Genomic DNA, 14,183 nt, shown 5'->3' with positions numbered 1-14,183 from the left:
TGGAACAGAGCCCCACAACGATTCACGACAGAGGGCGGGGGCAACAACATGGCCGATCCAAAGAACCGGCGGACGCGTAAGCGCTCGGGCAATGGCTTTCTCGACATCCTCAATGGATTGCTGACCCTGCTGGTGATCGGACTTGTGGTTGCCGGTGGCGTGCTGCTCTATGGCGCCTCTCAGTTCTATGGCGACGGCCCCGCTCAGGCTGACACCGTGTTCCGCGTCGAATCGGGCAATGGCCTTGGCACCACCTCCGAGCGCCTCGAGGAGCAGGGGCTGATCTCGAACCGCTATGTGTTCCAGCTCGGCGGGCGGGCGCTCGAGCGGCAAGGCAAGCTCAAGGCGGGTGACTTCACCATCCCCGCCGGCGCTAGCATGGCCGATATCCTCAAGGAACTCACCGAAGGCAATCCGATCCGCTACGCCGTGACCATCCCTGAGGGCTGGACCACGTGGGAAGCGGTGCAACGGATCAATGGGGACAGCAATCTGGTGGGCGAAATCACCCCGGTGCCCCCCGAAGGCTCGCTGCTGCCCGGCAGCTATGACTACCTTCCTGGCGATACCCGCCAGTCAGTGGTCGACAAGATGCAGGCCGCGATGAAGGCCGAGCTAGACGCGATCTGGGCCGCCCGCAATCCGGACCTGCCCCTCCAATCGCCGCAAGAACTGCTGGTTCTCGCTTCCATCGTGGAAAAGGAAACCGGGGTCGCGAGCGAGCGTCCGCAGGTCGCCGCCGTGTTCGTCAACCGGCTGCGCGAAGGCATGCGCCTGCAATCGGACCCCACCATCATCTATGGCATCACCAATGGCCAGGCTCCGCTTGGGCGCGGGCTGCGGCGCTCCGAGATCGAAGCCAAGACCCCGTTCAACACCTACCAGATCGATGGTCTGCCCCCGACCCCGATTGCCAATCCGGGCGCCGATGCCCTGCGCGCTGTCGCCAACCCCGACACCCACGAGTATCTCTACTTCGTGGCCAAGGGGCCGGTACCCTCTGACGGCCATGCCTTTGCCGAAACCTATGCCGAGCACCAGACCAATGTGGCGCGTTGGCGCGAAATAGAGCGTGAGGCGGCCGCCCAGGCCGAGGCAGATGCCGAAGCCGCCCGCCAGGCGCTGGAAGCCGAAGAAGCGGGTGAGGCGGCCCCCGCCGCGCCGCAATAGGTCGCAGCTGGGGACGGGGTGGCGCACGGCTCTTGACCGCAAGGCTTTGTTCGCTAAACAACCCAGCGACAGAACCTCACGCAAGGCCGTGCCCCAATGGAATCTCAACGTCGCGGCGTGATGCTGGTGATTGCTTCGCCCTCTGGGGCGGGTAAATCATCCATTTCGCGCTCCCTGTTCGGGCAGGACCCCAATATCCGGCTGTCGGTATCGGTGACAACGCGAGCGCGCCGCACCGACGAGGTCGAGGGTACGCACTACTATTTCATCGATGTGCCCACCTTCAACCGCATGAAGGCCGATGGCGAATTGCTCGAATCGGCGCAGGTGCACGACAATTTCTACGGCACCCCCCGCGCCAAGGTGGAAGAGCAGCTGGCCGCCGGCAACGACATCCTGTTTGACGTCGATTACCAGGGCACGCTGCAGCTCTACGAAAAGAGCCGCAAGGACATGGTGACCGTGTTCATCCTGCCCCCCAGCATCAAGGAGCTGCGCGCCCGGCTCGAGCGGCGCGCGCAGGACAGCGTGGGCACGATCGAAAAGCGGCTGCGCAACGCCAAGCTCGAGATGCAGCACTACAACGAATACGACTATATCATCGTCAATGACGATCTGGAGGCTTCGACCCAGAAGGTGCGCTCCATCCTTGCCGCTGCACGGCTCGAGCGGAGCCGGCTGACGCAGCTCGATAATTTCGTCAAGGATCTGCAGAACCAGATCGATTCCCTTTGAGCGGTGCCGGGGCGCGGTTCTAAGCTCAATATCCCGCGGCGCGACAAGGCACTTCTGGCATGACCAACGGCACGCAGATCATTCGCCGTGGCACCCCGGCCTTTGTGCGCGCCAATATCGCGTTCTTTCTGTCCGCCTTCGCGATCTTCGCGTCGCTGTATTCCGTGCAGCCGCTGCTGCCCATCCTGGCGGCCGAGTTTGGGCTCGACGCCGGCACCAGTTCCCTTGCGCTTTCCAGCACCACCGCCACCTTGGCGCTCGCACTCCTGCTCGCCAGCTGGGTGTCGGATCGCTTGGGGCGCCGCACGCTGATGGTCTGGGCCATTCTCCTCACCGCGGCTTTGGGGCTCGTCCTGCCCTTCGCGCCCAATTGGAGCGCGCTCCTCATCATCCGCACCCTGATGGGCCTTACCCTTTCCGGCCTGCCCGCGGTCGCCATGGTTTATCTCGCCGAGGAGATGGACCCCGAAGCCTTGGGCTTTTCCATGGGGCTTTACATCGGGGGCACTGCCATTGGCGGCATGGCCGGGCGGCTGCTGTCGGGTATCCTTGCCGATCTCATTGGCTGGCGCCCCGCGCTCATGGTTCTTGGCGCCGCCATCGCGCTCGCTGCTCTGGTGGTCGTGCTGCTCCTTCCCGCGCCGCATAATTCACGCCGCAGCCGCATTGCGCTGCGTGAGCTTGCCGCGCTGGTACGCCTGCAATTCCGTGATCCTGGGCTACCCTGGCTCTTTGCCTCGGCCTTCCTGTTGATGGGCAGCTTTGTCACCCTTTACAACTATGTCGGCTTCCGGCTGGCGCTGCCGCCCTTTGTGCTGAGCCATGCGGCCATCTCGGCCATTTTCGTGGTCTACCTGCTGGGCAGTTTCAGCTCGGCCTGGGCCGGCGGCCTCGCGCAGCGCCTCGGACGGCGGCGGGTGTATTGGACCTTGGTGCTCGTCATGGCGCTAGGGGTGTTCCTGACCCTTGTGCCGTCAACCCCGGTGATCATTCTGGGGCTCGCCATTGCCACCACCGGCTATTTCGCCGCCCATGGCATTGCCAGTGCATGGGTTGCCCGCCGCGCCAGCGTCGGTCGCGCCCAGGCCTCCGCCATCTATCTGTTCAGCTATTATCTGGGCTCATCGGTGCTGGGCACGCTGGGCGGCTATGCGTGGGTCGCCTGGGGCTGGAACGGCGTGCTGCTGGTTAGCGGCGGGGCGGCAGTGGCAGCCCTGTTGGTTGGGCTGCACCTGACCCGCCTTGCGCCGCTGCCATCCGAGCAGCCGGTGCCTGCAGCCCCGACCGGAGCCTAGCCGACCTATTGCTGGCTGGCCGCTGCTGGTGTCTGGCGCAGCTGCGGCAGTACGTGCGCCATGGCGAGAAACGCACTGACCGGCAAATCCTCGGCACGTTCATCGCCCTTGAGCCCGGCGGCAGCGAGCAGGCCTTCCAACGGCACGCCCAGCGATTTCAGGCTTTGCCGCACCATCTTGCGCCGCTGTCCGAACGCGGCCTTGGTGACCTGTTCGAGCTGCTTGACCGCAATGGTGTCGTCCACCGGCTTGGGTACGAGATGCACCACGGCGGATGTCACGTTTGGGGGCGGCACAAAGGCTTGCCGACCCACATTGAAGGCAATCCGCGCATCGGTGCGCCAGCCGGCCAGGACGCCAAGCCGGCCATAGGGATCCTCGCCCGGCGCGGCGCAGATCCGCTCGGCCACTTCGCGCTGGAACATCAGCGTCAGGCTGTCCCAGAACGGCGGCCAGGGCTCGGCGGTGAGCCATCCAGTCAGCAGGGGCGTTGCGATATTGTAGGGCAGGTTGGCAATGATGCGGGTCGGCCCATCCGCCAGCGCACGGTAGTCCATCTCCAGCGCGTCGCCGCTGATTACCGTCAGCCGGCCAGGATAGGCTTGGGCAATCTGCGCGAGGGCAGGGAGCGTGCGTGGGTCGCGCTCAATGGCGATCACTTCGCGCGCCCCTTCGGCCAGCAGCGCGCGCGTCAGCCCGCCAGGCCCCGGACCCACCTCGATCACCCGCACGCCTTCCAGCGAGCCGCCCACGCGGGCAATGCGCGAGGTGAGGTTCAGGTCGAGGAGGAAATTCTGTCCGAGTTCCTTTTTGGCGCGCAGCCCATGCTCAGCGATCACTTCGCGCAGCGGGGGCAAGTCATCGATCTGGCTCATACCTTGCTCGGCTCCGTCATGGTGTCGGCCAGCCGGATAGCCGCAAGAAAACTGCGGGTCGACCCATTGCCGGTGCCCGCCAGGTCGAACGCCGTGCCATGGTCGGGCGAGGTGCGCACGATCGGCAGTCCTAATGTAACATTGACCGCGTCTTCAAACGCCACCGTCTTGATCGGGATCAGCGCCTGGTCGTGATACATGGCGATCACCGCATCATATTGCCGCCAATAGGGCGGATAAAACAGCGTGTCGGCGGGAATGGGGCCGACTGCGTCAACGCCCTGGAAGCGCATCTCGGCGACCGCCGGCCCCACGATCTCCAGGTCCTCGCGTCCGATCGCGCCGCCTTCTCCCGCATGGGGGTTGAGGCCGGCCACCCCGATCCGCGGCTCGGCGATCCCGAAGCGGTGCTTGAGATCGCGATGCACGGCGCAGCCCGTCTCAACGATCAACTCCTTGGTGAGGAGCCCCGGCACATCCTTGATTGGGACGTGAATGGTGACCGGCACCGCCCGCAGGTCGCCATGGGCCAGCATCATCACCGGCAGCTTGGGCTTGCCGCCGCCCGCGCAAAGCTCGGCTAAAAATTCGGTATGGCCGGGGTGCCGGAAGCCGGCATGGTAAAGCGCCGCCTTGTGGATGGGCGCGGTCACTAGCCCACGACAGTCGCCACGCAGCACCGCGGCCACCGATTGCTCGATGGCGCGGATCACCGCCTGGCCCGACAACGGGCTCGTCTTGCCGGGATGGTCTGGCACCAGCCCTTCGACTGCTGACACTGGCAAAGCCCGCGCGAACACCTCGGCCGCGTCAGCGGGCGTGCATTCCTCCACCGCCAGATCGAGGCCCAGCCGAGCCGCACGGGCGCGAAAGAACTCGGATGCGCCAAAGACGCAAAATGGGGGCAGGGCCTCCGCATGACGTCGCGCGAACAACTGCAAGATCAGGTCAGGCCCAATCCCGGCCGGTTCTCCCATGCTGATCGCCAGCGGCTGAGCCAAATCCATACCCCCCAAAGCAAAAGGCCCGCCGAAGCGGGCCCTGATTAGTTGTAGATGATCTTGGCGCGTTTGCGCAAATCGGCCAGATAGGTCTCGACCTGTCCCTTGAGCGCGTCGCTGCCCGCCTCGGCGCGCAGATCGCCCTTGATGAAGGTCAGGTCTTCCGCCTGCGTCTTCTGGCAGACCGCCAGCATCGACACGCCGGTTTCCACCACGCGCGGCTTGGTGATGCCGCCGGCGTTGAGCCCGGCCAGTTCCTTGGCAATGGCTTCGGGCAGCTGGGTGGCGTGCCGACGGCCCACATCGATCACGGCCGCGTCAGTAAAGCCGAGCGAGAGTTCCACCGCGCTGTCGCAGCCCGAAAAGCTGCTGCGGTAGCGATTGGCCTGGGCAGTGCGGGCGCCGGCGCCCTGGCCGCCCGGGGCCACGAAGATGATTTCCTTGAGGATATAATCAAAGCTCTGATAGGCCGCGACCTTGCTGGCCGCCTGCTGATCGAGCGCCAGGTCCGAGATCTGCACCTGGGGCATGATCGCCGCCTGGGTCACGCCGTTCCAGGCAATAGCCGCTTCCAGCCGATCACGCAGCGTGTCGATATTAACGCCGCTTTGCTGCAGCATCTGGATCAGCTTGTCCTGGCTGAGCTTGGTGTTACGTGCGATCTGGAGGATGCCTTCATCCACCTGTGCGCCCGAAACCTCGATGCCGAGCCGCTCGGCTTCCTGCATCTGGATGGCTTCATCGATCAACTGCTCGGTGGCGCCGCGCTGGCCGGTCTTGTTGCCTTCAATGGCGAACAGCTTGACGCGCTGGGCAATCTGCACGTCGGTGATGGGGGTGCCGTTCACGGTGACCTTCACATTGGCTGCCAAGCTCGGCATTGCCAAACCAAAGCTCATCAGCGCGCCGATCATCACAGCCCCGGCCGCGCGGGCCAAATTTCCAACCGCCATCTCGCTTATCCGCCTGTTGTTCGCTTGCCCACCTCCAATGGGGCGGGAACATCGTGGAGTCAATTGCTCACGAATACGGCCAAAATCGGTAACCTATCGGCCCACATCTCCGGAATAGCCGATGTTGAGTCCTGCCGGGGCCTTGAGGCGGAACGATGCCGTAAAGCGCGTGTCGTCGGGGGAGGTGTGGGTCGGCCCGGTCAGGGTCGCCCCGGCGCCCAGTTCCAGATAGCCATCGTCGTATACGACGCCGCCGCTGACCTGCAGCCACTCATTGGCCGCGAGATCCCAATAGGTGGCAGCCTTGACCGTCCAGTAGTCGGCGATGGGCACGCCCACTTGCGCGCCAATCTCATGTTGGTCGCGCAGCACGCCACCCTGGGGGGCGGCGGCAATATAGAAGTAATCCAAACCGGCCGAATACCCTTCGGCCGAAAAACTCGCCCCCAGCCCCGCGCGGGCGATGTCCATGGTTTGGGTATCAACCTGCAGCTTGCCGCCAAATCGGGTATGGGGATTGAGGGCGCCATAAGCGCCCAGCACCGCATAGGATGCCCCGTCCTCAAGCCCGGTCCGGGCGCTGCTGAATGCAGGATCGGCGGTGACAAAGGCATTCTCACCCGCCAAATGGAAGGACTGGCCGGCAATCAGCTCGACATAACTGCCATCGGCGAAGTCAGCCAGATAACGGCCGCCGATATTGGCGCGCAGCCCGGTTTCCTGCCGATCGCTGCCCGAAAAGCGATTATACGAAAACAGATTGGTGTCATCGAAGACAAAGCTTTGGGCGTCGTCATTGGTGATGCCGACAAGCGAAGTGTCCGAGCCGCGATAAACCAGTTGCCCGATCGGCTCCACCAGATGCACCGTGGAGCCATCGCTCGCGGCCATCGGGAAGCGCACATCCATGGCGGCGATTGGCGTTGCGCTCCAGAGCGTGGTTTCATCGGGCGCCACTGGCAAGGTGCTTTCGCCATTGTAATAGGCCGCATCGAGGCGCCCGCCCAGATAGGGTGTGGCGACAAAGCCGCCGGCGCCGATCCACTGCGTCTGCCAGCCGCCCTGCAGCATGGCGTGGGTCTTGTCGCCGGCAAAGCCGAACACATAGGGCACACTATTGGCAAAGGCGCGGTGATCGCCCTCACGCTGTACGCCTAAAAGGCGTCCGCTCACCTCGACCTGGCCCCAGCCGGGTGCGAGGCGCTCGACATGGTTGAACCGCGCACTGGGAACGGCATCACCCTGCCGGTCCTGATCAGCTTCGGACACCTTTCCTAGCAGGGTGAACTGCTGCAGGCGTAGATCGATAAAGGTGTCGCGCGTCACATTGGTCGCATAAACCTCGTTGACCGAAGCTTCGCGCTCTTCGAGGCGATAATCCTCGAAGAATGCCGCATCGGTGAAGGCCGAGTAGGACCAACCCACCGTCCAGTCCTTGACCGGCCGGAATGAGCCCGAGCTTTGCACCGCTCCGCGCCAGTCCTCGCGCGCTTCGGGGAAGCTGAAGGCGTCCGGTTGAAGCTGGTAGATACCTGAAGCCTTGATCCGGAACGAGCCCTGGTCGAAGCGCTGGATCCATTCGGCGCCCAGCAACAGGCCCTGCCGGCTCACCAGCGCGGGCGACAGGATGATGTCGGTCCATTGGTTGGAATAGGCCACAAAGGGCACTTCCACCTTGAGCCCGATTTCTTCGCTGGAATCGACCGATGGCATGCGGACATTGGCCAGCGCGCTGTCGCTGGTATCGGGCAGCCATAGGTAAGGCAGCCACGCCACGGGAAATCCCAGCAATGCCAGCGAGGGCTGCTCGAGCGTCAGCGAGCCATCTTCCTCATTGGAGATGATGCGCGCCGCGCGCATCGACCAGCCGATTCGCCGTCCCTTGGCGTCGATACAATCGCCGCAGGGCGAATAGGTGGCATCATTCAAAAGGGTGCGCAGCGCCGCGTCATATTCGACGCTGTCCGCCGTGATCCGGGCGCCGTCATAGGTGGTGATCGTCAGGGCGTTGATGAAGGCCTGCTTCATGCCCCCCGTCACGCGCAGATCGGTAGTCTGTGCCACATTGCCCGAGGGATCGCGCACGCTCACGGGCCCCGTGAACTGCACATCGTTGCTGTTGCGGTTGAAGACGAGATTGTGCCCGGTAACGGTGTAACCGCTATAATTCAGCACCACATCGCCTGAAGCGGTGATGATCCCGGTGCGGGCATCAAATTGCAGATTATCGGCTTCCACCGCTGCAGCGGCTTCGGGATCGACGGGAGCATTGAAGAACTGCGCCGGCACCAGCCCCTGCGCCATGGCGCCCGTGGACAAGGCCAGCGCCAGCAGGGCACCCGCACCCGCCTTGCGGAGCGGCGACACCAAACCTGTGTTCCAGCCCCTGTTACTCACGCGCGCCCGTCTTCCTTATACAGCAGCACCGTTACACCAATAACGATCGCCACCAATGCCGGTCCAACTGCCGCAAACGTGGGGTCGAGAACGCCGGTCGACCCTGCGCGGTCGGCCATCTCGGTAATCACGAACACAACGAACCCAAGAACGATCCCCGAAAGAACCGCGGGGCCATAGTTAGCCGACCTTCGATAACCCGCAGTAAATGCAAATGCAATGAACAGCGATCCGGTAAGCACAAGCGGCAAGGAGAGCAGCTTGATCAGCCGCATTGTCGCTGCCGCCCGGATGCCCTCATCGGCAATCCCCGCGCTCACAAGGCGCGACAGCTCGAAAAAGGTCATGTCTTCGGTGGAGGCCAGCTTGAGGCTGATTTCGGCCGGGCTCGATGTGGTAGGCAGCGCGAAGTCGCGTATCAGCCGTGCCGGGGCATCGGCCGTGCGCACGATCGCTTCCGGCATCAGCCACTGCCCGTCGCGCAACTTCGCTTCGGGTGCCTCGATGCGCGGGGGCATTTCGCCTCCGAGGGCATAGACCGTCACATCCCCCAGCACCGAGCCGCCCGGCTGCATGGCACGGGCGAGCAGCACATAGCGGAACTCCCCGCTGCGCTGCTCGAGCCAGATATCGTCCCCATCGGTGAGCATGGAGGATTTGCCCGGGGAGGTTGGATAAAGCTGACGGTTGATCTGGGTGCTCATCGTTTCGGCGCCCAGGGCAATGACAAAGCTCACCAAGATCAGCGCCACGGTGGGGGCGCGCACGATGCGCCAGATGGAGATGCCGCTGGCGGCAATCACGGTCAGCTCATGGCGCGCCTTGAGATCGAGGAAGCCCAGGATTGCGCCCAGCAGCACGGTCACGGGCAGGGTCTTGATGGTCCAGCGCACCGCGCTCATCGCCACCATCAGGATGGCGAGCGGCACGCCCTGGCTTTCGGCCACATAGTTGAAGCGCCAGGTGTCGAGCGATTCCACCAGGGCGATCAGCCCGTAAAACACAAAAACGATGGTGGCGATGCGCCCGCCCAGCCGGGTGAGCACGAGGAGGTCGATCCGGCTCATGCGGGCACCACCTTGCCCGGCGCCCGGGGCCGCGCGCGCATCAGGATGATCAGGAGGGCGGCGACAATGAGCACGATCCCTCCGGTGGCCGGACCCCATGGGCTATAGGAGCTCACGCCCCGCTCGGCAAAAGCCAGCAGCATCACCAAGGCTTCCATGGGCACGGTGAACCTGCTGCGCCTGCCATTGGGAAAGCCAAGCACCGCGACCATCAGCAGACAAATGCCCAGAACGCTGAGCGCGGGTGCTTGCCGCTCCAGCAGGTCGGCGCGCAGCTCGGGCGTCCATTGCCCGCTCTGCAGTGCTTCAGTGACTGCGGAAAGGCTGTCCTGCTCGCGGAAGCGGAAATTGTCCTCGGGGGTTTGCGTTAGCCGCTCGACGCTGAGGTCATAGCGGGCAAACGAGATCTGCGAGAACTGCCCCGTACTTTCGGTATATTGCAGTGAGCCATCGCGCAGCTCGAGCATGTAATTGTCGCCGTCCCGTGCCACCCGGGCCGAACTGGCGATATAGGTGCGCTCGGTGCGCGGATCGCGCCGGTCATCGGCAAAGAAATCGGTGATTTCCCCATTGCCCGAGCGGCCACCGATCAACAGCACCACGCCAGGCGTTACCTGGGTGAAGCGCTTGGGCTTGAGGGTGGAGCTGACGAGGTCCGCCGCGATACTGGTTTGCAGCAGGTTGACCCGCCGATTGGCCATTGGCTCGACAAAATTGCTCAGCAGCAGCACGAAGATCATCCCGCCCGCTGCCACCATCGCGGCCGCCCGCCACAGCGATCCCAGTCCATGGCTGGTGTGGATGATATGGAGTTCGCGATTATTCTGCAGCGCCTGCAGCGCCCGGGCAACGCCGATGCCGATGCACACATAAGCAAAGGTCAAGGCTAGCGGCGGCATGGTGAGCAGCGCCTGCAGCGCCAGCGTCAGCAGATCCTGTCCCTTGACCGCCACCACGTCAAAGGATCGCAGGCAGTTGACCAGCCAAAGCAGCACGCACACCACACCAAACAGGATTACGGCATCGCGCACGAACAGGCCCGCCACATATCTCGTCAATCGCTTCATGGGCTGGCAGAAACTCGCACTACTCTTGGACTGTCGGAACGACCTTGAGACCTTTCCCTGCCCGGTTCAAGCGGGGGCCCGGCCGCAGGGGCCCTTTGCCGCGCCGCTGTTGCGGGATTGACGCGGGCCGCAAACCCCGTGAAAGTCCCCCTCAACCTTTGCGCACACTGCGAGCCTATTTCGCCAACAAGGCCATTCCATGCCCCAACAGTTTGATCTCCACACCGCAGCGCTGGCTGGCGCTGCTGCGCCTCTCGTCATCGTTTACGCCCATGAAGGGCAAGCCCCCGCCGGCGCTGCCGCTGGTTTGTGGGCGCAGACGGGGCTGGACTGGAGCCAGGCGAGCAAGGCTGCCGCCTTTACGGGCAAGCAGGGGCAGGGGCTCGATGTGGTGACCGCTGCGGGGCGCCTCCTTGTGCTGGGCGCCGGCAACGGGGGCAGCGAAACCCCGCTCAATGCCTGGACCGACCGCGGCGGCTCGCTGATGGCCAAGATTCTGGCCAGCCGCGTGCCCACGGTTGCCGTCGTCGTCGATGAGGCCGGCGCAACCCCCGCCGCCATCGCCGAACTCGCGGCCGGGCTACGGCTGCGCCAATACAAGTTCGATAAATACAAGGCCGTACGCGAGGATGCACCGGCCGATCTTGCCGTCACCCTCCATGTTGCCGATCCTGCGGCGGCAGACATCGCCATTGCCGATCGTGGCGCGGTGGTTGACGGCACGCTCCTGGCGCGCGAGCTTGTCAACGAGCCGGCCAATGTGCTGGGACCCGTCGAGTTTGCCGACCGTGTTTCCGAACTGAGCGAATACGGCATCAATGTCGAGATCCTCCTGCCCGAGGATATGAAGCGGCTGGGCATGGAATCGCTGCTCTGCGTGGCTCAAGGCTCGGCCCGTCCGGCTCGCCTTGCCATCATGCAGTGGCGTGGCGGCGATGTAGATGCCGCCCCACTCGCCTTTGTCGGCAAGGGCGTCGTCTTCGACAGCGGCGGCATTTCCATCAAGCCCGCTGCCAGCATGGAAGACATGAAGGGCGATATGGGCGGCGCTGCGGCCGTTACCGGATTGATGCTGGCGCTCGCCAAGCGCAAGGCGCCGGTCAACGCCGTGGGCGTGATTGGCCTCGTTGAAAACATGCCCTCGGCCACTGCGGTGCGCCCGGGCGATATCGTCAAGGCGATGTCGGGCACCACGATCGAAGTGATCAATACCGATGCCGAAGGCCGGCTCGTGCTGGCCGATGCGCTCTGGTACACCCAGCAGCGCTTCAAGCCGCGCTTCATGATCAATCTGGCGACCCTGACCGGGGCGATCATCGTGGCGCTCGGCCATGATCATGCGGGTCTGTTCTCCAACAATGACGAGCTCTCGATCCAGCTGCTCAATGCCGGGCTTGCCGCCAATGAAAAGCTCTGGCGCCTGCCGCTGTCGCCGGCCTATGAAAAGCTCATCGAGTCGCGCTTTGCCGATATCAAGAACACTGGCGGCCGCCCGGCGGGCTCGATCACAGCCGCCCATTTCCTGCAGCATTTCGTCAATGATGTGCCCTGGGCCCATCTCGATATTGCCGGCATGGCCTTTGGCGCCGGCAATAGCGAGATCAACTCGTCCTGGGCGCCGGGCTTTGGCGTGGCGCTGCTGGACCGGCTGGTCCGGGACTTCTACGAGAACTGAGCCGCGCATCGGAGCTGGCATGGCCGAAGTTCTGTTTTACCATCTGGAGCAGCGCCCGCTGGAAGCGGTGCTGCCCCAATTGTTGGAAAAAACCCTCGAGCGCGGCTGGCGAGCGGTGGTGGAAATCGGCAGCTCCGAGCGCGCCGAAGCGCTCGAGGCGCATCTGTGGACCTATCGCGACGACAGTTTCCTGCCTCATGGTCTGGCTGGCGAAGACACCGATCCGCTCCAGCCCGTGCTGTTGACCACGACGGGCGACAACCCCAACGGGGCGGCAGTGCGCTTTTTCGTTGAGCGCGCGGTGCCGCAATCGGCCGAGGGCTATCAGCGGCTCGTTTATCTATTCTCCGGGCACGATCCCGATGCCGTGGCCGAAGCGCGCCTCGCCTGGCGGGCGCTGACGCCGGGCAATACCGTCACCTACTGGCAGCAAAACCAGGACGGACGCTGGAGCAAACGCGCTTGACCCCGGACCTCGGCGCGCCCAGCCGCCACAGCCTTGCCGAAGACATCTTCGCCATGCTGATCGGCACCATGCTGGTGGGGCTGGGCATCGTATTCTACGCCGAAGCCACCCTCATCACCGGCAGCACGGCGGGTCTTGCCCTCCTTTTGCAATACGGCACTGGCTTGAGCTTTGGCCCGCTGTTCTTCGTCATCAACCTGCCATTCTACGTGCTGGCGGTGCTGCGCATGGGCTGGCCCTTTGCGCTTAAGACCTTTTGCTGCGTTTTGCTGGTGTCGTTCTTCTCTTCCGCCATCCCCACCTGGCTCGATATCGGGCGCATCGAGCCGCTCTACGCCGCGCTCATGGGTGGCGGCATGATGGGGCTGGGGATTTTGTCGCTGTTCCGGCACAAGGCGAGCGTGGGCGGCATCAATATACTCGCGCTGTATCTGCAGGAAAATTTCGGCATTCGCGCCGGCTATGTGCAGCTGGGGATCGACGCGGTGATCCTGCTCGCCGCCTTCTTCATCCTGCCGCTCGACCGGGTGCTGTATTCCCTGCTGGGCGCGCTGGTGCTCAATCTCATCATTGCCACCAATCATCGCGCCGGCCGATATGTCGGCTTTAGCTGACTAGAGCGCAGGGACGGCCTTGCCGGGCTTTTGGCTGGTATAAAGCTGCATATAGTCCTGCATCATCTCGTAGCAAAAGATGATCTCGCGCGTTTGCGGATCATAAAAGGCGTTGGCTTCCCCACAACGCTTGGCGTTGAGCTGCACCGGTTTGTGCAGGCTGTAATGCCCGCGCAATTCATCCGCCACCTGCTCGAAGACGCCGCTGGCCTTGAAGGCATCCGCCGCCCCTTTGAGCCGTCCGCTCACGCTCTGGTAGGACACCTCGACCCGGGTCTTGCTTTTCTTGCGGTCCCGCCCCGCCAGGAGCTTGGCCAAACTGCGGTTCACCAGCCGGTAGTCATCCGGACAGGTGCCTTGCCGCCCCTCGTCGATGGCATAGGCATTGGCGATGGGGGCAAAAGCGCGCGCGTCGCTGCCCACCATCAGACACACGATCCCGAACGCGCGCTGCCGATCCAGGCTGTGATTGTCGTAGTAATCGGTATCATCGAGCTTGGCGCCATAGACCAGCCCCGACAGCAGCCAGCCGCGCGCTGCATCGGCCAGCACGGCTTCGGCGTGGGGCGTGCCCTGGTTGAGCAGCGTCCAAGTCGCCATGTTGTCCGCGGCATCCTCTTCGCGCCCCAGCACCGGCAGGCCGAGCTGATGCACCAGCAGATGCGCCATTTCGTGATACAGCACGAACAAGCTGTTGTTGGCGGCAAATTCGATAACCCGTGCCCGCCGCTCGGAGTCGCTCAGCGGCTGCGCCTGCGCACCCCCGGTCGCCAAGGCCAGCAGCAACAAGACGGCGGCGGCAAGGCCCGGGCCCAAGAAGCGCATATCCGTCTTTCCGGTGAGTGATCCCACCTCAGCAATAGCGGGG

General features: G+C 64.0%; 13 protein-coding genes. 6 read left to right on the top strand and 7 right to left on the bottom strand.

All coding sequences use genetic code 11. The annotated features are described in order from the left end of the window. Nucleotides 1-48: 48 nt before the first annotated feature. The 3 genes from mltG to AC3YOG_RS16465 all read left to right on the top strand — a co-directional run bounded on the left by mltG (nt 49) and on the right by AC3YOG_RS16465 (nt 3,200). Nucleotides 49-1,170: an endolytic transglycosylase MltG gene (mltG, locus tag AC3YOG_RS16475; protein ID WP_489935855.1), complete on the top strand. Its 1,122-nt coding sequence runs from the start codon at nt 49-51 to the stop codon at nt 1,168-1,170. Between the two features lie 96 nt (nt 1,171-1,266). Further along, complete coding sequence (gene gmk / locus AC3YOG_RS16470; RefSeq protein ID WP_248305141.1) at nt 1,267-1,905, top strand: guanylate kinase; 639 nt, start codon at nt 1,267-1,269, stop codon at nt 1,903-1,905. 59 nt (nt 1,906-1,964) lie between these two features. Further along, complete coding sequence (locus AC3YOG_RS16465; protein WP_489935854.1) at nt 1,965-3,200, top strand: MFS transporter; 1,236 nt, start codon at nt 1,965-1,967, stop codon at nt 3,198-3,200. 5 nt (nt 3,201-3,205) lie between these two features. On the opposite strand, the gene rsmA is transcribed toward AC3YOG_RS16465, so the two are convergent. From rsmA to AC3YOG_RS16435, 6 genes are all read right to left on the bottom strand, one after another. Continuing rightward, nucleotides 3,206-4,075, bottom strand: a complete 870-nt coding sequence (rsmA, locus tag AC3YOG_RS16460; RefSeq protein ID WP_489935853.1) for a 16S rRNA (adenine(1518)-N(6)/adenine(1519)-N(6))-dimethyltransferase RsmA — start codon at nt 4,073-4,075, stop codon at nt 3,206-3,208. Continuing rightward, nucleotides 4,072-5,082 carry a 4-hydroxythreonine-4-phosphate dehydrogenase PdxA gene (gene pdxA, locus AC3YOG_RS16455; RefSeq protein WP_489935852.1) on the bottom strand — a complete coding sequence of 337 codons (1,011 nt, stop codon included), beginning with the start codon at nt 5,080-5,082 and terminating at the stop codon, nt 4,072-4,074. Before pdxA ends, rsmA begins: the two co-directional genes overlap by 4 nt. A 38-nt stretch (nt 5,083-5,120) precedes the next feature. Next, a complete protein-coding gene (locus tag AC3YOG_RS16450) occupies nt 5,121-6,029 on the bottom strand; it encodes a SurA N-terminal domain-containing protein (RefSeq protein WP_172125349.1) in 909 nt (302 codons plus the stop codon). A 93-nt stretch (nt 6,030-6,122) separates the two neighbouring features. After that, nucleotides 6,123-8,426 carry an LPS-assembly protein LptD gene (locus AC3YOG_RS16445; protein WP_489935851.1) on the bottom strand — a complete coding sequence of 768 codons (2,304 nt, stop codon included), beginning with the start codon at nt 8,424-8,426 and terminating at the stop codon, nt 6,123-6,125. Further along, the gene (locus AC3YOG_RS16440; RefSeq protein WP_489935850.1) at nt 8,423-9,493 is read right to left on the bottom strand and encodes an LptF/LptG family permease; all 1,071 of its coding nucleotides are present in this window, start codon (nt 9,491-9,493) and stop codon (nt 8,423-8,425) included. The genes AC3YOG_RS16445 and AC3YOG_RS16440 overlap by 4 nt, the downstream gene beginning before the upstream one ends. After that, nucleotides 9,490-10,551: an LptF/LptG family permease gene (locus AC3YOG_RS16435; protein WP_489935849.1), complete on the bottom strand. Its 1,062-nt coding sequence runs from the start codon at nt 10,549-10,551 to the stop codon at nt 9,490-9,492. Before AC3YOG_RS16435 ends, AC3YOG_RS16440 begins: the two co-directional genes overlap by 4 nt. A 208-nt stretch (nt 10,552-10,759) precedes the next feature. Here AC3YOG_RS16435 and AC3YOG_RS16430 point away from each other — a divergent pair, with 208 nt between their 5' ends. The 3 genes from AC3YOG_RS16430 to AC3YOG_RS16420 are packed head-to-tail and all read left to right on the top strand — an operon-like array spanning nt 10,760 to nt 13,315. After that, on the top strand, nt 10,760-12,235 hold the full coding sequence (locus tag AC3YOG_RS16430; RefSeq protein WP_489935848.1) for a leucyl aminopeptidase: 1,476 nt from the start codon (nt 10,760-10,762) through the stop codon (nt 12,233-12,235). Between the two features lie 19 nt (nt 12,236-12,254). Further along, nucleotides 12,255-12,701, top strand: coding sequence for a DNA polymerase III subunit chi (locus tag AC3YOG_RS16425; RefSeq protein ID WP_489935847.1), 447 nt, complete (start codon nt 12,255-12,257; stop codon nt 12,699-12,701). Nucleotides 12,702-12,754: 53 nt separating this feature from the next. Beyond that, nucleotides 12,755-13,315, top strand: coding sequence for a YitT family protein (locus AC3YOG_RS16420; protein ID WP_489935930.1), 561 nt, complete (start codon nt 12,755-12,757; stop codon nt 13,313-13,315). Here AC3YOG_RS16420 and AC3YOG_RS16415 read toward each other — a convergent pair whose 3' ends face one another. Then, the gene (locus AC3YOG_RS16415) at nt 13,316-14,140 is read right to left on the bottom strand and encodes a DUF4344 domain-containing metallopeptidase (protein WP_489935846.1); all 825 of its coding nucleotides are present in this window, start codon (nt 14,138-14,140) and stop codon (nt 13,316-13,318) included. Nucleotides 14,141-14,183: the final 43 nt, after the last annotated feature.

The organism is Devosia sp. Z6_126, from assembly GCF_058133495.1.
The sequence above is the reverse complement of the archived record's forward strand: the minus strand, read 5'-3'. Positions and strand labels throughout refer to the sequence as shown.